The organism is Streptomyces lincolnensis (assembly GCF_021173675.1).
GTDB lineage: Bacteria > Actinomycetota > Actinomycetes > Streptomycetales > Streptomycetaceae > Streptomyces > Streptomyces lincolnensis_B.
Window position 1 is genome coordinate 118,202 of the sequence record NZ_JAIHON010000010.1, and the last position, 17,367, is coordinate 135,568.

The 17,367-nt window shown below is 72.0% G+C and carries 14 protein-coding genes and 1 pseudogene; 8 read left to right on the top strand and 7 right to left on the bottom strand.

Annotated features, from left to right (window positions below; genetic code table 11):
* Window positions 1-112: 112 nt before the first annotated feature.
* The 4 genes from pflB (at window position 113) to K4B79_RS29535 (ending at window position 6,568) form a co-directional block, all read left to right on the top strand.
* Window positions 113-2,389, top strand: a complete 2,277-nt coding sequence (pflB, locus tag K4B79_RS29520; RefSeq protein WP_232030080.1) for a formate C-acetyltransferase — start codon at window positions 113-115, stop codon at window positions 2,387-2,389.
* Window positions 2,386-3,132: a pyruvate formate-lyase-activating protein gene (gene pflA / locus K4B79_RS29525; protein ID WP_232030081.1), complete on the top strand. Its 747-nt coding sequence runs from the start codon at window positions 2,386-2,388 to the stop codon at window positions 3,130-3,132. The genes pflB and pflA overlap by 4 nt, the downstream gene beginning before the upstream one ends.
* Window positions 3,129-4,748: an oleate hydratase gene (locus tag K4B79_RS29530; RefSeq protein WP_308280529.1), complete on the top strand. Its 1,620-nt coding sequence runs from the start codon at window positions 3,129-3,131 to the stop codon at window positions 4,746-4,748. Before pflA ends, K4B79_RS29530 begins: the two co-directional genes overlap by 4 nt.
* A 110-nt stretch (window positions 4,749-4,858) precedes the next feature.
* Window positions 4,859-6,568 (top strand): SulP family inorganic anion transporter, encoded by a 1,710-nt coding sequence (locus K4B79_RS29535; RefSeq protein WP_232030085.1) that lies wholly within the window; start codon window positions 4,859-4,861, stop codon window positions 6,566-6,568.
* Window positions 6,569-6,657: 89 nt separating this feature from the next.
* Here K4B79_RS29535 and K4B79_RS29540 read toward each other — a convergent pair whose 3' ends face one another.
* The 3 genes and pseudogenes from K4B79_RS29540 to K4B79_RS29550 all read right to left on the bottom strand — a co-directional run.
* Window positions 6,658-7,335 carry a helix-turn-helix domain-containing protein gene (locus K4B79_RS29540; RefSeq protein WP_232030087.1) on the bottom strand — a complete coding sequence of 226 codons (678 nt, stop codon included), beginning with the start codon at window positions 7,333-7,335 and terminating at the stop codon, window positions 6,658-6,660.
* Window positions 7,336-7,507: 172 nt separating this feature from the next.
* Window positions 7,508-8,431, bottom strand: coding sequence for a carbamate kinase (locus K4B79_RS29545; RefSeq protein ID WP_232030089.1), 924 nt, complete (start codon window positions 8,429-8,431; stop codon window positions 7,508-7,510).
* A 96-nt stretch (window positions 8,432-8,527) separates the two neighbouring features.
* Window positions 8,528-8,641, bottom strand: a pseudogene (locus K4B79_RS29550) (arginine deiminase family protein); the annotation flags it as partial.
* Window positions 8,642-9,353: 712 nt separating this feature from the next.
* Between K4B79_RS29550 and K4B79_RS29560 the strand changes: the two are divergent.
* Together K4B79_RS29560 and K4B79_RS29565 are read left to right on the top strand one after the other, a co-directional pair.
* Entirely contained in the window at window positions 9,354-11,075 is a 1,722-nt protein-coding gene (locus K4B79_RS29560) for a SulP family inorganic anion transporter (RefSeq protein ID WP_232030091.1), read from the top strand.
* A 178-nt stretch (window positions 11,076-11,253) separates the two neighbouring features.
* Window positions 11,254-11,604, top strand: coding sequence for an ArsR/SmtB family transcription factor (locus K4B79_RS29565; RefSeq protein WP_232030092.1), 351 nt, complete (start codon window positions 11,254-11,256; stop codon window positions 11,602-11,604).
* 47 nt (window positions 11,605-11,651) lie between these two features.
* Here K4B79_RS29565 and K4B79_RS29570 read toward each other — a convergent pair whose 3' ends face one another.
* From K4B79_RS29570 to K4B79_RS29585, 4 genes are all read right to left on the bottom strand, one after another.
* Window positions 11,652-11,798, bottom strand: a complete 147-nt coding sequence (locus K4B79_RS29570; protein WP_232030094.1) for a DUF6126 family protein — start codon at window positions 11,796-11,798, stop codon at window positions 11,652-11,654.
* Window positions 11,795-12,142 carry an ArsR/SmtB family transcription factor gene (locus K4B79_RS29575; RefSeq protein WP_232030096.1) on the bottom strand — a complete coding sequence of 116 codons (348 nt, stop codon included), beginning with the start codon at window positions 12,140-12,142 and terminating at the stop codon, window positions 11,795-11,797. The genes K4B79_RS29570 and K4B79_RS29575 overlap by 4 nt, the downstream gene beginning before the upstream one ends.
* Before the next feature lie 5 nt (window positions 12,143-12,147).
* The gene (locus tag K4B79_RS29580; protein ID WP_232030098.1) at window positions 12,148-12,330 is read right to left on the bottom strand and encodes a hypothetical protein; all 183 of its coding nucleotides are present in this window, start codon (window positions 12,328-12,330) and stop codon (window positions 12,148-12,150) included.
* Between the two features lie 142 nt (window positions 12,331-12,472).
* Window positions 12,473-13,177, bottom strand: a complete 705-nt coding sequence (locus K4B79_RS29585) for a response regulator (RefSeq protein ID WP_232030100.1) — start codon at window positions 13,175-13,177, stop codon at window positions 12,473-12,475.
* 370 nt (window positions 13,178-13,547) lie between these two features.
* On the opposite strand from K4B79_RS29585, the gene K4B79_RS29590 reads away from it, so the two are divergent.
* On the top strand, window positions 13,548-14,453 hold the full coding sequence (locus K4B79_RS29590) for a universal stress protein (RefSeq protein ID WP_232030102.1): 906 nt from the start codon (window positions 13,548-13,550) through the stop codon (window positions 14,451-14,453).
* Between the two features lie 214 nt (window positions 14,454-14,667).
* Window positions 14,668-17,358, top strand: a complete 2,691-nt coding sequence (locus tag K4B79_RS29595; RefSeq protein WP_232030103.1) for a bifunctional acetate--CoA ligase family protein/GNAT family N-acetyltransferase — start codon at window positions 14,668-14,670, stop codon at window positions 17,356-17,358.
* The last annotated feature ends 9 nt before the right edge of the window (window positions 17,359-17,367 follow it).

Here is a 17,367-nt window from a genome sequence, read left to right on the forward strand (position 1 = left end):
GCCGGATGGCGCGGCGAGGTGATCCCGGTGGCCCTCCTCCCGGCGGCTGCGGGCGACGAGCATCGTAGGTGAAGCCGCTGCGGGCGGCGTGATGAGAGTTGCGGAGGCAGTGATGACGATGGCACCCCACGCACAGGTGACCGAGGTCGGCGTGGACGCGCCCTTGCGGGCATGGCGCGGATTCGGCGGAGCGCACTGGCGCGACACCGTGGACGTGCGCGACTTCATCCAGGCCACCTACACGCCGTACGAGGGCGGCCCCGAGTTCCTGGCCGGCCCGACCGAGCGCACACGCGCCGTCTGGCGCAAGGTGAGCGCCCTGTTCCCCGAGGAGCGGCTCCACGGCATTCTCGACGTCGACACCGCCACCCCCTCGACGATCACCTCCCACGCCCCCGGCTACATCGACCGCGACCGCGAGCTGATCGTCGGCCTGCAGACCGACGCCCCGCTCAAGCGGGCGATCATGCCGAACGGCGGACTGCGCATGGTCGAGAACGGGCTCAGGGCGTACGGATACCAGCCCGACCCCTTCGTCACCCGTGTCTTCGGCACCTACCGCAAGACCCACAACGACGGTGTCTTCGACGCCTACACCCCCGCGATGCGCGCCGCCCGCAAGGCCGGCATCATCACCGGCCTGCCCGACTCCTACGGCCGCGGCCGGATCATCGGCGACTACCGGCGCGTCGCCCTGTACGGCACCGACCGCCTGATCGAGGCCAAGCGGGCCGAACAGGCACTCCTGGACGCGCGGCCCTCGACCGCGGACGTCATCCGCGACCGTGAGGAACTGGCCGAACAGATCCGCGCCCTCGGCGAACTCGCCCGGATGGCCGCCTCGTACGGCTGCGACGTCACCCGGCCCGCCGCCACCGCGCACGAGGCCGTGCAGTGGCTCTACCTCGGCTTCCTGGCGGCGGTGAAGGAGCAGAACGGCGCCGCGATGTCGCTGGGCCGCACCTCCACCTTCCTGGACGTCTACCTCCAGCGGGACCTGGACGAGGGGCGCATCGACGAGACCCGCGCCCAGGAGCTGATCGACGACTTCGTGATCAAGCTGCGGATCGTACGGTTCCTGCGCACCCCCGAGTACGACGAGCTGTTCTCCGGCGACCCGACCTGGGTGACCGAGTCCATCGGAGGCATCGGCACCGACGGACGCCCGCTGGTCACCCGCACCTCCTTCCGCTTCCTGCAGACCCTGTACAACCTGGGTCCGGCACCCGAGCCCAACCTCACCGTCCTGTGGTCGCCCCGACTGCCGTCCGGCTTCAAGGAGTTCTGCGCCCAGGTGTCCATCGACACCAGCGCCATCCAGTACGAGTCCGACGACCTGATGCGTCCGCGCACCGGCGACGACACCGCGATCGCCTGCTGCGTCTCCGCGATGGCGGTGGGCAGGCAGATGCAGTTCTTCGGAGCGCGCGTCAACCTGGCCAAGGCGCTGCTGTACGCGGTCAACGGCGGCCGGGACGAGATGACCGGCGAGCAGGTCGGGCCCCAGACGCCCCCGCTGACGGGCGAGTACCTGGACTACGACGAGCTGACGGCGGCCTACGACAGGATGCTGGACTGGCTGGCCGGGACCTACGTCGACGCGCTCAACGTCATCCATTACATGCACGACAAGTACGCCTACGAGCGCATCGAGATGGCCCTGCACGACCACCCCGTGCACCGCTTCATGGCCTGCGGCATCGCCGGCCTGTCGGTCGCCGCGGACAGCCTGTCCGCCGTGAAACACGCGCGCGTGAAGGTCTTCCGGGACGCCACCGGACTCGCCGTCGACTTCCGCACCGAGGGCGAGTTCCCGGCGTACGGCAACGACGACGACCGCGCCGACGGCATCGCCGTGGACCTGGTGGAGTCGTTCATGGCGAAGGTGCGCGAGCACCCCACCTACCGCGACGCGGAGCACACCCAGTCGGTGCTGACCATCACCTCCAACGTCGTCTACGGCAAGCACACGGGCAACACTCCCGACGGCCGGCGCGCCGGTGCTCCCTTCGCGCCCGGTGCCAACCCGATGAACGGCCGGGACCGGCACGGCATGGTCGCCTCCGCGCTGTCGGTGGCGAAGCTGCCGTACGAACAGGCCCGCGACGGCATCTCCCTCACCTCGACCGTCACACCCGAGGGACTCGGGCACGACCCGGCCGAACGCGCCGCGAACCTGGCCGGCATTCTCGACGCCCACATGGGCGCGGGCGGTTTCCACATGAACGTCAACGTGCTGAGCCGGGCGACGCTCGAAGACGCCATGGAGCACCCGCAGAAGTATCCGGAACTGACGATCCGGGTCTCCGGATACGCCGTCAACTTCGTCCGCCTGACCCGCGAGCAGCAGCTCGACGTGATCAGCCGCACCTTCCACGGATCGCTGTGAACACCGCGACCGAGTCCCTGACGGGCCGGGTCCATTCCTGGGACCTGTCCACGGGAGTGGACGGCCCCGGCACCCGGTTCGTCCTCTTCCTCAGCGGCTGCCCGCTGCGCTGCCTGTACTGCGCCAACCCCGACACCTGGCACATGCGCGACGGCGAGGAGACGACCGTCGACGAGGTCGCGGCCCGCATCGAGCGCTACCGGGACGTCGTCACCACGGCGGGCGGGGGAGTGACGCTGACCGGTGGCGAGGCCCTGTTGCAGCCGGCGTTCACGGCCGCGGTCCTGCGCCGCTGCAAGGAGCTCGGCCTGCACACCGCGCTCGACACCTCCGGCTTCCTCGGCGCCCGCGCGAGCGACGACCTGCTCGCCGACACCGACCTGGTCCTGCTGGACATCAAGTCCTTCGACGTGCGGACCTACCGGAAGCTGACCGGTGGCGAACTCTCCCCGACCCTCAACTTCGCCACCCGACTGGACCGGCTCGGTGTCCCGGTGTGGATCCGCTACGTCCTCGTGCCCGGCTGGACCGACGACCCACGGGCCGTCGACGGGCTCGGCGCGTTCCTGGCCGAACTGGGCAACGTCGACCGCGTGGACGTCCTGCCCTTCCACAAGCTCGGCGCCCACAAGTACGACGCCCTCGGCATCCCCTTCCCCCTGCACGACACCCCCGTGCCCGCCCCCGAGCTGACCGACCGGGTGCGTGAGCAGTTCCGGGAACACGGCCTGCGGGCGCTGTGAAGGACACCGCAGGTCGAACACGCAAGCACCGAGGAGCTGTTGAGATGGCGAAGGCATATCTGGTGGGCAGTGGCATGGCGGCGCTGTCGGCGGCGGCGTTCCTGATCCGCGACGGCGGCTTCGACGGGACGGACATCCACCTCTTCGAGGAGCAGGAGCGGATCGGCGGCAGCCTGGACGCCGGCGGTACCCCGGAGACCGGCTACACCATGCGCGGCGGCCGGATGTTCGAGGCCGAGTACCGCTGCACCTATGACCTGTTGTCCGAGATCCCCTCCCTGGACGACCCGTCGGTGTCGGTCACTCAGGAGATCCTCGACGGCCACGAGGCCTTCGCCTGGGACGACATCTCACGGCTCGTGGACGAGAACGGCGAGATCGTCGACGTGACCTCGATGGGGTTCTCCGAGCGTGACCGGCTGGATGTGATGCGCTGCCTGGCCACGCCCGAGGGACGGCTGGACGGCAGGCGGATCACCGACTGCTTCACGGACCACTTCTTCACCACGAACTTCTGGTACATGTGGTGCACCACTTTCGCCTTCCAGCCCTGGCACAGCGCGATCGAGTTCCGCCGTTACCTCAAGCGGTTCATCCACCTGTTCCCCGGGTTCGCCACCATGTCGGGGATCCACCGCACCCGCTACAACCAGTACGACTCCATCGTCCGCCCGCTGCGGTCCTGGCTGGCCGAGCGGGGCGTGACCCTCCACACCGGCTGCGAGGTACGGGACCTCGCGCACGCCCCGGGGCACCGCCTGACCGTCGAGCGGGTCCTGCTGCGCCGAAACGGCCACGACGACGAGATCCGGATCTCTCCCGAGGACCTCGTCCTGGTCACCAACGGCTCGATGACGGACGCCTCCTGCCGCGGCTCCCACACCGAGGCGCCCGATCCTCGCGGCGTGCACCGCTCCGGCGCCTGGCTGCTGTGGCACCGCCTGTCACGGGGCCGGAAGGAATTCGGCAACCCCGCCGCGTTCGACAAGAACATCCCGGAGTCGCGGTGGGAGTCGTTCACCGTCACCGCCCACGATCCGGCGTTCGTCGACGCGATGGAGAAGCTCAGCGGGCGCGAGACGGGGCGGGGCGGGCTGATGACCTTCACCGCCTCCAACTGGCTGCTCACCATCGTGGTCAACCGCCAGCCCGTCTACCGCGACCAGCCCGAGGGGGTGTCGGTGTGGTGGGGCTACGGCCTCTTCCCCGACCGGCCGGGCAACCTCACCGGCAGGCCGATGACCGAGTGCTCCGGGCGCGAGATCCTCGAAGAGGTGCTGCACCACCTGCGGTTCGACGAGCATCTCGCGCGGCGCGTCCTGGCGGGCTCGACCGTCGTGCCGTGCCTGATGCCGTACATCACCAGCCAGTTCCTGGTCCGCCGGTACGGGGACCGGCCGCGGGTCGTGCCCCGGGGATCGGTGAACCTGGCGTTCGTCGGACAGTTCGCCGAGGTGCCGGACGACGTGGTCTTCACCGTCGAGTACTCGGTCCGCACCGCGTGGACGGCGGTCGCCGAACTGCTCGGCCTCGAACGGCGGCCGCCCGAGGTCTACAAGGGGCACCACGACCCGCACGTGCTGAAAGAGGCCTTGGACACCATGCACCGCCACTGACCGCCGGGGGCGCCATCCGCGCAGACGCACGTCGGGCGGTGGGACATCGGGCACGATGATCCCGACCTCCGCGAAGGCGGACGCCGAGGATGCGCGGTGGAAGGAGTCCCATGGCCCAGCAGCGGGGCGGGCACGCCCTGGGGTGGCGCCGTCTGACGCCCGGGATCGCCACTCTGGCCGGCTACGAACGCTCGTGGCTGCGGGGCGATCTGCTCGCCGGCGCGACGGTGGCCGCGTACCTGGTGCCGCAGGTGATGGCGTACGCGGTGGTGGCAGGCCTCCCGCCGGTCGTCGGCCTCTGGGCCATCCTGCCCGCGCTTGTCCTGTACGCGGTGCTGGGCTCCTCCCGGCTGCTGTCGGTCGGCCCGGAGTCCACGACCGCGCTGATGACGGCCACCGTGGTCGGCCCGCTCGCCGCGGGCGACCCGGGCCGGTACGCGGTGTTGGCGTCCGCCCTGGCGATCACCGTCGGCCTGCTGTGTGTCGTGGCCTGGGCGGCGCGGCTCGGCTTCGTCGCCGACCTGCTGTCCCGGCCGGTCCTGGTGGGCTATCTGGCAGGCGTGGCCTGCATCATGATCGTGGACCAACTGCCCAAACTCACCGGGGTACGGACAACCGGGAGCGCCTTCTTCCCCCAGCTGTGGTCCTTCGTACGCCACCTGCCGCAGGCGCACCCGGCCACCGTGCTCTTCGCCGTCGCCGCGGTGGGCTTCGTCTTCGCCCTGCCCTACTTCTTCCGTGCCGTTCCCGCCCCACTGCTGCTGGTGGTGCTCGGCACGGCGGCCGTTGCCGTCCTCGACCTCGACGACCGGTACGGCATCAAGGTGATCGGCGAAGTGCCGTCCGGGCTGCCCAGATTCGCGCTGCCGGACCTGGGCGGACTGCCGCACCTGGTGCTGCCCGCGCTCGGCGTCCTCCTGGTCGGCTACACGGACGTCATCCTCACCGCACGGGCCTTCGCCGACCGTACCGAGGGACAGGAACTCGACGCCAACCAGGAACTGCTGGGCCTGGGCGCCGCCAACCTGGGGTCGGGCCTGCTGCACGGCTTCCCCGTGAGCAGCAGCGCCAGCCGCACCGCGCTCGCGTCGTCGGCGGGCGCACGCAGCCAGGCGTACTCGCTCGTGGCCGGCGCGGCCGTGCTCGCCGTACTGCTCCTCCTCAGCCCGCTGCTGACCCGCACACCGGCGGCCGTGCTGGGCGCGCTGGTGGTCTACGCCGCCGTCCGCATGGTGGATGTGGCGGGCTTCCGGCGCCTCGCGTCGTTCCGCCGGCGGGAGCTGTTGCTGGCACTTGGCTGCCTGGGCGGCGTACTGGCCCTGGACATCCTGTACGGCGTGCTGGTGGCCGTCGGCCTGTCGGTGGCCGAGTTGCTCACGCGGGTGGCCCGCCCGCACGACGCCGTGGAGGGGATCGTGCCGGGGGTGGCCGGCATGCACGACGTGGACGACTACCCGCAGGCCCGCACCATCCCCGGTCTGCTCGTCTACCGCTACGACTCCCCGCTGTTCTTCGCCAACGCCGACAACTTCCGCCGCCGGGCGCTGGCCGCCGTGGACGAACAGACCGAGCCCGTCCGCTGGTTCGTCCTCAACACCGAGGCCAACGTGGAAGTCGACATCACGGCCCTGGACGCGGTCGACGAACTCCGCCGCGAACTGGCCCGTCGCCAGATCGTGTTCGCACTGGCCCGCGTCAAGCAGGACCTCCGGGACGACCTGAAGGCGTACGGCCTGGTGGACTCCGTCGGCGCGGATCTCGTCTTTCCGACCCTGCCGACCGCGGTGGCCGCCTACCGGGCGTGGCGCGACGACCGGTGACGTGCGCCGCGTCGTGACGGCACGCCCCCGGCGTGACGAGCTGAGCCGTCCTGCCCTCCGCGAGGGGCTCCGTGCTGCCCGGCGCGAGGTCACCAGGTGTCGATACGGCGGCCTGTGACGGCGGTGAGTTCGACGCGGATCCAAAGGTCCCGCCCGCTCCCGGCCCACGGCTCGCTGTAGGCGCGCTCGACGAGACGGCGTACGGCGTCGCGGTCGGTCACCGCCGCGGCCCGCCCGCGCACCAGGACGCTCCACCCCTGGCTCAACGCGTCGTCCACGCGGTCTACCTCGAAGGACACCTCCCGGTCGAGTCCCCGTGTCGGCACAGAGTCCTGCCGGGTCCGGAACACCAGCGCGTCGTCGACGACGGAGTAGTTGACGGGAACGACGAGGGGTGCGGCGCCGGTCGGTATCGCCACGCGGCCCACGCCGTGGGTGGAGAGCAGTCGGCGGCACTCCTGCTCGCTCAGTTCGGTCAGGTGGGGAGTCCGGGCGGCACGCCCCACACCGGCCGGCAGGCCGACGTTGCCGCCGCCGAGTTCCGTCGTGGTGGTCCGCAGGGCTCCGGCCAACCGGAGCAGGGTGTCCGCCTCCGGCACAGCCGTGCTGTGCTCCTCCAGGCGGGCGAGACAGCTCGGGGCCATGCCCGTGCGGAACGCGAGTTCCTCCAGGGTGATCCCCAGTTCCGTGCGCCGCCTCTGGATGCGGCGTCCGAGGTCCCCCTGTGGAGGTTGGCCGGCGCCGTACGACGATGTCGGGTCGGTCATGATCCCTCACTCCTCGTCGGGTCCGCAGGAGAAGATCTTCTGCTCTGGCCCCGTATTTTCAGCATGTAAGGGGTCGTCGGACTCCGCTTGGGCCATACGGCCCTTGTCTCCTGCCCAGTTTTCGCGGACCTGCTGAGGGGCCTGCCGAGGGACAGGTCGTCGTGGTCCGCACTCACCCGCCCGTGAGGTCCGGGCGGACCAGCGTGCCGGACCTGCCGTGCACGATCTCGTACGCCGCGTCGAGCGCGCCGATCGCGGCCAGGCCGCCCGTACGCTCCACGAACCGGGCCGCCGCCTCGGTCTTGGGCCTCATCGAATCGTCGGGAAAGGTGCCGCGGCGCAGTTCGGCGGGCGTGGCGTCGAGTACGGGCTGCTGGTCCGGGGTGCCGAAGGCGGAGTAGACGCAGGGGACGTCGGTGAGGATGAGCAGGAAGTCGGCCTTGAGGTCCTCGGCGAGCAGGGCCGCGGTGAGGTCCTTGTCCACGACGGCCTCCGCTCCGCTCAGCGCGCCGGTGTCGCGGTCGGCGGTGGCGGGGATGCCTCCGCCGCCGGCGCAGATCACCAGCGTGCCGGAGTTGAGCAGCTCGTGGACGGTGTCCGTCTCCACGACGCGCTCGGGCAGGGGCGACGGGACGACGCGGCGCCAGCCCGTGCCGTCCTGGGCGATGTGCCAGTCGCGGTCGCGGGCGAGGGAGCGAGCCTGCGACCGGGGGTAGACCTGGCCGACGAACTTCGTGGGCCGGGCGAAGGCGGGATCGTCCGCCCGGACCAGGGTGTGGGTGACGAGGGCGGCGACATGCCGACCGGGCAGGGCGGCCCGCAGGGCCCGGGCGAGCAGCGAGCCGATCATGCCCTGGGTCTGGGCGCCGAGCAGATCCAGCGGATAGGGGGCGCTGAGGGCCGGGTCGGCGGCGCTCTCGACCGCGAGCAGGCCGATCTGGGGGCCGTTGCCGTGGGTGATGACGAGTTCGTGGTCGTGGGCGAGCGTGGCGAGAGCGGTGGCCACCCGGTCGATGTTGGCCTGCTGAACGGCCGCGTCGGGGCGTTCGTTCCGGCGCAGCAGGGCGTTTCCGCCGAGGGCGACGACGAGGCGCATGGCTTTTCAACCTCCAGGGGTGTCGGCGAGGACGGCCTCAATGGCGTGCGGGGCCGGCAGGAGCAGGTCGATGGTCAGGGTGGTCCCCCTGCTCGGTCAGGCGACCGCGTCGCGTTCGACGGGGCAGCTCATGCACCGTGGTCCGCCCCGACCGCGTCCCAGTTCGGCACCGGCGATGGTGACGATCTCGATGCCCTGCTTGCGCAGACGACGGTGCCGTACACGGTCGCGCGCGGTACGTTGCGCCCCTGCTCGCGGACCCGTCCGGCCACCACCGAGGCGGCCTCCAGGCCGAGATAGCTGAACAGGGCGATGGCGGCGGCGGCCGATACCGCGCCCAGCGCCGACTGACCGCTTGCGTTGAACGCACCGAAGGTCATGGCCAGCGCGAGCGCGCCGAGCGTCACGGCGACGAAGGCGACGAGTGAGATCGGCCCGTACGGCGCCAGGGCCGACGGCAGGGCGAAGACCCCCGTGCCGATGATGCTGCCGATCACCAGCGCCGACGCGGCGGGAAGGCCGAGCGCCGCTTTCGCGGCAGGCTTCTTACTGCCGCGGGCCGTGCTTCTCCTTGTGCTTCCGGACATGACTGGGCCTCCGTACGCCGTCCGCAGCGGGTGTCGGTCTGTGATCGATCCTGCTGCGCGGCGAGGTGGGCGATCAGCGGCCACAAGTCCCGCGCCGGGCCCACTGGTCCCGTTGCGCGGGGCCCACTGGGCCCTACCCCGGCGTTCCGCCACGGACGGGCCAGGCTCCGCCGCCCGAGATGAGATGCGCAATTGCATAATTTCGCAATTGGTTAGATGCTGTGTTTGTTGTGCTCGCAAGTAGCCGCGGGCCCAGTCGTTCGCATCAGCGCGCAGGGGAAGCCGAGGGTCGTGTCCGTTCCGCTCCATCAGGCCGAAGTCGAGGTCATCGCGCGATGACCTCACGGATCAGCCGGGTCCGGTCCCGGATCTCCTCGCTGCTGCCCACCGGCGCCGATCTGGCGGAGTTGCGGCGCGACCCGCGCCGGGACCTGCTGGCCGGTGTGACCGTGGCCGTCGTGGCGCTGCCGCTCGCGCTCGGATTCGGGGTCTCCTCCGGGCTGGGCGCGGAGGCGGGCCTGGCGACCGCGGTGGTCGCGGGTGCGCTGGCCGCGGTCTTCGGCGGCTCGAATCTGCAGGTGTCGGGGCCGACCGGCGCCATGACGGTGGTCCTCGTCCCCATCGTGGGCGAGTACGGGCCGACGGGCGTGCTCACGGTGGGGCTGATGGCGGGCGTGATGCTTGTCGCGCTGGCCGTGCTGAAGGCCGGCCGTTACATGCAGTACATCCCCGCTCCGGTCGTCGAGGGCTTCACCCTCGGCATCGCCTGCGTGATCGGCCTCCAGCAGATCCCCAACGCGCTCGGTGTGCCCAAGCCGGAGGGCGACCGGGTGCTCGTCGTGACCTGGCGGGCCGTGGCGGAGTTCGCACGGTCCCCGAACTGGACCGCCCTCGGCTTCGCCGCAGCGGTGGCGGCCGTCATGCTGGTCGGCGCGCGGTGGCGGCCGACCGTGCCGTTCTCCATCCTGGCCGTGATCGCCGCGACGATCGTCGCGCGGAGCGCCGGCCTGGACGCGGCCCGGCCGATCGGTGACCTGCCCGCCGGGCTGCCCGCGCCCTCGCTGGCCTTCCTCGACCTCGGCTCCCTGGGAACCTTGCTCGCCCCGGCCGTCGCGGTCGCCGCCCTGGCCGCCCTGGAGTCCCTGTTGTCGGCCTCGGTCGCGGACGGCATGACCGTGGGCCAGAAGCACGACCCCGACCGCGAGCTGTTCGGCCAAGGCCTGGCCAACATCGCCGCCCCGCTCTTCGGCGGCGTCCCCGCGACCGGCGCGATCGCCCGCACCGCGGTCAACGTCCGGACCGGCGCGAGCTCCCGGCTCGCCGCTCTGGCCCATGCCGCGATCCTCGGCGTGATCGTCTTCGCGGCGGCTCCGCTGGTCTCGAGGATTCCCCTGGCCGCACTCGCCGGCGTCCTGCTGGCCACGGCGATCCGCATGGTCGAGGTCGGCTCCCTGCGGGCGATGGCCAGGGCCACCCGTTCGGACGGGCTGATCCTGGTCCTGACCGCCGTCGCGACCCTCGCCCTGGATCTCGTGTACGCCGTCGTCATCGGCCTGGCCGTCGCGGGCGCCCTGGCCCTGCGCACCGTCGCCAAGCAGGCCCGCTTCGACCAGGTCCCGCTGGACCGCGGCGACCACAGCGCCGAGGAGCACGCGCTGCTGGCCGAGCACATCGTGGCGTACCGCATCGACGGCCCGCTGTTCTTCGCCGCCGCCCACCGCTTCCTGCTGGAACTGACCGACGTCGCCGACGTCCGGGTCGTGATCCTGCGCATGTCCAGGGTTTCGACCATGGACGCCACCGGCGCCCTGGTCCTGAAGGACGCCGTGGGGAAACTCCGGCGGCGCGGCATCCTCGTCCTCGCCTCCGGAATCCGCCCCGGCCAGCGCCAAGTTCTGGACTCGGTGGGCGCGTTGGCGCTGCTGCGCCCCCACGACCGGGAGTACGCCACCACGCCGGAGGCGATCCGGGCCGCCCGGGACCACCTGGAGACGGCGGGCGTCCTGCCACCGTCAGGGAGCAGCTCGCCCCCCTCACGTGACCTCAGGAATTGCTAATGTTGGCAACTGCTGAGGTCACGACCGCTGGATTCGGCCGTTTCGTTCCTCGGCGCGGTTCGGCGAGGCCGGTGCGGCAGGCGAGGATGGGCCGCATGGTGTGGACGAGTGGGTGGATGCGATGCGCCGAGGCCCGGCCGGTGCGGCCGTGCTGTCGGGTCGAGGAGGCGACGGCACGATGAGTACGCCGCTGTACCAGCTGAAGGCCGAGTTCTTCAAGACGCTCGGGCATCCGGCCCGCATCCGCGTGCTGGAGCTGCTGAGCGAGCGTGAGTACGCGGTCGCGGAGATGCTGCCCGAGGTGGGCATCGAACCCGCGCACCTGTCCCAGCAGTTGGCCGTCCTGCGACGCGCGAACCTGGTCGTGTCCCGCAAGGAGGGCTCGACCGTCCACTACGCGCTGACCAGTCCGGACGTCGCCGAACTCCTCCGCGTCGCCCGCACCATCCTCTCCGGCGTGCTGGCCGGCCAGGCCGAGTTGCTCGCCGACCTGCAGGCCGTGCAGGGGGAGGCGAAGCCGTCGTCGTAGCGACGGCTCTCACGACGCCCCCCTCCGGGGGAGCGGAACTGCCGCCGCTACTTCTGGGCGTGCTCGCCCAGGTAGAACAGCAGCCACACGAATCCCGCGAACAGGTGTGTGCCGAAGATGTAGAAGAAGGCGCGCAGCGCGACGCCGCGCCCCTTCCAGTTCTCGTCGTCCGGGTCCTTCCTCGTGTCGCTCACCGCGCCAACTCCCCGCTCTCGTCCTGCCGCAGTTCGTCCAGTAGGTCCTGCTGACCGGCCAGCAGGACGGTCAGGATCCGTCGAGCGGCGCCGAGCAGTTCGGCGACGTCGCCGCCGGCCAGCTCGTACACGACCGTCGAGCCGGTGCGGGTGGCGGTGACGATTCCGGAGCGGCGCAGCACCGCCAGCTGCTGGGACAGGTTGGACGGCTCGACCTCGATGGCGGCCAGCAGGTCGCGCACCGGCTTCGGCCCGTCCTGCAGCAGCTCCAGCACCCGGATGCGCACCGGGTGCCCGAGCATCCGGAAGAACTCCGCCTTCGCCTCGTACAGCGGAACCGGCACCGTGATCACCCCTCGCCCGCTTCCAGGTCCTCCACGCTGATGCCGTGCCCCCGAGCCACGCGCAGCGCGTCGTCCAGCTCGTCCTGCGCCACGGCCGTCGCGTAGGCGTCCTCGGCTTTCCGGGCGGCCGCGAGCGCGGTGTGCGCGTCGCGCACCCGCTCCCGCGCGGCCTCGACGAACCCGCCCACCGGGGACCTCCTCGTGGAACCTGCCTGTCAAGGCAACTAACGAATTGAAGAACTCTTCAAGAGTAGCCGAGAGGAGGCCCCGGGCGGCCCTGCCGAGGAGCAGGATCATGCGTGCGCCGTGGCGCACGGCGCCGCCGTTGTGTCACCGCCGCCCGGGGTGGTCGCCGGTGTCGGGCTGGTCCAGTTGGGAGGCGAGGACGGCGGCCTGGACGCGGCGCTGGACGCCGAGCTTGGCCAGCAGGCGGGAGATGTGGTTCTTGACGGTCTTCTCCGACAGGTAGAGCTTCTTGCCGATCTCTCGGTTGGTCAGGCCGTCGCCGATCAGGGCGAGGATGTCGCGCTCCCGTGGTGACAGGCTCTCCAGCTCCGGTGAGAGGGCGGGCGTCTCGGCGGGGTCGGCGCGCAGGGAGCGCATCAGGCGGGCGGTGGTGGCGGGGTCCAGCATGGACTGGCCGGAGGCGACCGTGCGGACGGCCGAGACCAGGTCGGAGCCCCGGATCTGCTTCAGGACGTAGCCCGAGGCGCCGGCCATGATGGCGTCGAGGAGGGCGTCCTCGTCGTCGAACGAGGTCAGCATCAGACAGGCCAGCTCCGGCATCCGGCTGCGCAGCTCGCGGCAGACGGTGATGCCGTCGCCGTCCGGAAGCCGTACGTCGAGCACGGCCACGTGGGGCCGGACCGCGGGCGCTCGCGCGAGGGCGTGTTCGACGGTGCTCGCGTCGCCGACCACACTGATGTCGTCCTCGGCGTCCAGCAGATCGGCCACGCCGCGTCGGACGACCTCGTGGTCGTCCAGCAGGAAGACCCGGATCGGATCCTCCGGAGTGAAGGTGCGTGCCTCGGTCATCTTGGCCCCTCGTTCTCGGCGAATCGGCGGATCGCGGCCCGCCTCCGGGTCGATCTTCACGCGCCCCGGGCCGTACGCACCAGGGCCGACCGGCCCCATTCTCGCCGCGTCGCGCCCCGATGGGCATGTGTGCCCCGCCATTCCTGTCATACACCTGCTCACCGCGTGACGCATACGCCCGGTGCGACCGCCGGGCGACCGGTCCGCCGCGAAAGGACTGTCCGCACCACGTCGTCCACGCCGTCCTCCTGATCGCCCCGGCGGGCCCGAGCCGGGGCCGGTCGGCCCCGAACCGGGACCAGCGGCCCCTGCACAGCCCGCTCTCCCGGCACGAGCCTGGAGACAGACATCCCGATCAGGAGGCAGAACCATGGTCCGCACCGTTGTCGCAGGTCTCGACGGATCCGCCGAAAGCCGGGCCGCCGCCGAATGGGCGGCCCGCGAAGCGAAGCTGCGCGGCCTGACGCTGAAGCTGCTCCACGTCTGGGAGCCCGTACCGGAGCCCGTGGCCCAGGCCCCGCTCGTCGGCGGCGAAACTCTCCAGCACTGGAGCGAGAGGATCCCGCGTGAGGCGGCGGAGGGCATCCGCCTGCGGCACCCGGGAGTCGAGGTCGAGGCGCGGCACGAGCCCGGCCGGCCCGCCGAGATCCTCACGGAGGCCGCGCAGGACGCCGAGCTGCTGGTCCTCGGCTCGCGCGGGATGAGCGGGATCGGCGGCTTCATGGTCGGCTCGGTCGGCCTGGCGGTCGTCGCGCACGCCGAGCGGCCGGTCGTCATGGTCCGCGCCGGAGAGCAGGCGGCCGACGAACACGAGCCGGACCCGACCGGCATCCCCTCCGCGGCGACCCGGTTCCGCCCGGTCGTGCTCGGGCTCGACACCTCGGGCCCCGACGACTCGGTGATCGCCTTCGCCTTCGAGGAGGCCGCCCGCCGCGAGACCGGCCTGCGGGTCGTCTCCGGCTGGAACCTGCCCCCGTACTACGTCTACGGACTCTCCGCAGACCTGGGGCTCCACGACGAGATCGCCCGCCAGAAGGCCGCCGAACTGACCGAGGCGCTGCGTCCCTGGCGGACCAAGTACCCGGCGGTCGAGGTGGTGGAGCTGTCCCGCTCCGGGAGCCCCGCCAACCACCTGGTCGACGCCTCCCGCGAGGCCTCGCTCGTCGTCGTGGGCCGGCGGATCCGGCGCAGCCCGTTCGGCGCCCATGTCGGGCCCGTCGCACACGCCGTCCTGCACCACTCGACGGCCCCCGTCGCCGTCGTCCCGCACCACTGACCCGCACCGGGAAACGCTGCTCGTCCCGCGCCCGGCCGCACTCACCCGGCGGCCGGGCGTGGAGCGTGGCGGCCGGGCGCGGAGCGTGGTGGCGGTCGCCGGCACATGGCGACCGAGGGCCGAACGGCCCCTCGTCACCGCCGGTCAGCCCATGGGAGCCCGCCCTGTTCCGCGGGACGCTCGAAGCGTGGAGAGAACCCGAAGGAGATCCGCGATGACGCACCAAACGCTCAGCAGGCCCCCGGTGCACGCCCTGCTCGCGGACGGCACCACCGTCTGCATCCGCCCCGTGGCGGCGGGCGACCACGACCAACTGCAGGGGCTGTACGAGGAGATGTCCCCGGAGAACCTGCGGCTGCGCTTCTTCGCGGCGAGCCGCAGGTCCGCGCAGATGGCCGCCGACCGCGCGTGCGCCGCGCCGCACGCCGGATACCGGGCGCTGCTGGCCGAGACCCAGGGCCGGGTGATCGGTCTGGCCGAGTACGACACGAGCGGCTCCGGCACCGAGGCCGAGATGTCCATCGCGGTCGCCGAGGGGCTGCACCACCGGGGCGTGGGAACCCTCCTGGTCGAGCACCTGGTCTCCCTCGCCCGCGCGGACGGCGTCACGTCCTTCACCGCCGACGCCCTGAGCGAGAACCACGAGGTGCTGCGTCTGTTCACCGACCTCGGCCTGCGCACGGCCCGCAGCTTCGAGGGGCCCGAAGTGCGCTGCACCATCGCGCTCGACGAGGACGACACCTACCTGACGGCGGTCGAGGAGCGCGGTCGGACCGCCGACGTGGTGAGCCTGCGGCCCCTGCTGCAACCCCGGACCGTCGCCGTCGTGGGCGCCGGACGCAAGGCCGGGTCGGTCGGCCGGGCGATCCTGCACCACCTGAAGGCCGGTGACTACACCGGGCGGCTGTGGGCGGTGAATCCCGCGGTGAACTCCCTGCTCGGCGTCCCTTCCCACCCGAGCGTCGGCGCGCTGCCCAAAACTCCCGATCTGGTGATCGTCGCGGTACCCGCCGCCGCGGTCGCCTCGACGGCCGACGAGTGCGGCAAGGCAGGCGTACGGGCCCTGCTCGTCGTCACCGCCGGACTCGACGCCGGTCAGGCACAGGCTCTCCTGACGGCCTGCCGCACCTACGGGATGCGGATGGTGGGGCCCAACTGCCTGGGCATCTCCAACACGGACGCGCAACTGCGCCTGGACGCCACCTTCGCCGCCACGCACCCGCGCCCCGGTACGGCGGGGGTGGCCGTGCAGTCCGGCGGGATCGGCATCGCCCTGCTGGACGGCCTGTCCCGGCTGGGCATCGGGGTGTCCACCTTCGCCTCCCTCGGTGACAAGTACGACGTCAGCGGCAACGACCTGCTCCAGTGGTGGGAGAGCGACGGCCGCACCGACCTCGCGCTGCTCCACCTGGAGTCCTTCGGCAACCCGCGCGCCTTCTCCCGCACGGCACGCCGGGTGACCCGCCGTATGCCGGTGCTGACCGTCGACGCCGGGCGCACCGACGCGGGCCGGCGAGCCGCCGCCTCGCACACGGCGGCCGCCGCGACCCGCACCATGACCCGCCAGGCCCTGTTCACCCAGGCCGGCATCACCGCCACCCACTCGGTCGGTGAACTCCTGGAGACCGCGGCGCTGTTGCACGCGCAGCCGCTGCCGGCGGGATCCCGGGTCGCGATCGTCACCAACGCGGGCGGCGCCGGCGTGCTGGCCGCGGACGCCTGCGCCGAGGCCGGGCTCGCGCTGCCGGTCCCGGCCCCCGACCTGGTCGACGACCTGCTCGCCGTCCTGCCCGACGGCGCCGCGATCGGCAACCCGATCGATGCCACCGCCGCCGTGACGGAGGAACAACTCGGCGACTGCGTGGACCGGCTGATGCGCGGCACCGGCATCGACGCCGTGCTGGTCGCGCTCGTGCCCACGGCGGTCGCGACGGCCACCGGTGACGACCTCGTCAAGGCCGTCACGGGGCGGACCCGGCACAGGGCGAAGCCCGTTCTCGTGGTACGGCTCGAACAGGCCCTGCCCGTCGAGCTGCTGCCCGGCACCGACGGCACCGTCCCCGCCTACGCCGAACCCCAGGCGGCGGCACGGGCGCTGGCCCACGCCGCACGCCGGGCCGCCTGGCTGGCCCGTCCCGCCGGCACGCTCCCCGAACTCGACGGCGTCGACACCGCCCGTGCCCACGCGGTCGTGGAGGCCTACCTGGACACCCACCCGGACGGGGGCTGGCTCGCCCCGGCCGAATGTGCCGAACTCCTGGACTGCTACGGCATCCCGCAGCTGCCCTGGGCGTGGGCCGACACCGAGGACCGGGCGGTCATGGCCGCCGACCGGTTGCGCGGCGCCGACGGCCGCGTGGTGATGAAGGGGTACTGGCCCGGCCTGTTGCACAAGAGCGTGGAGCACGCCGTCCACCTGGACCTTCGGGGCGACAGTCAAGTGCGCGCCGCGTTCCGGGATTTGGAGACCCGGTTCGCGGGACTGCTCACCGGTGTGGTCGTGCAACCACTCGCGTCCCGGGGCACCGAACTCTTCGCGGGTGTCGTCCAGGACGAGGTCTTCGGACCGCTCGTCCTGTTCGGACTCGGCGGCACCGCCACCGAGATCCTCGCCGATCACGCGGCCCGGCTCGCCCCGCTCACCGACCACGACGTGCACGACATGATCACCTCCCCGCGCTGCGCCCCGCTGCTCTTCGGAGCGGACGGCGGCGGGCCCGTCGACCTCGCCGGCCTCGAACAGGTACTGCACCGGCTGTCCCGCATGGCGCGCGACCTTCCGCAGCTCGCCGAGGCCGACTTCAACCCCGTGCTCGCGACGCCGGGTGGCGTGACGGTGCTCGACGCGCGCGTGCGCCTGCTGCCGCGCAGGCCGCAGGACCCCTACCTTCGCAGGCTCCGCTGACAAGGAGAC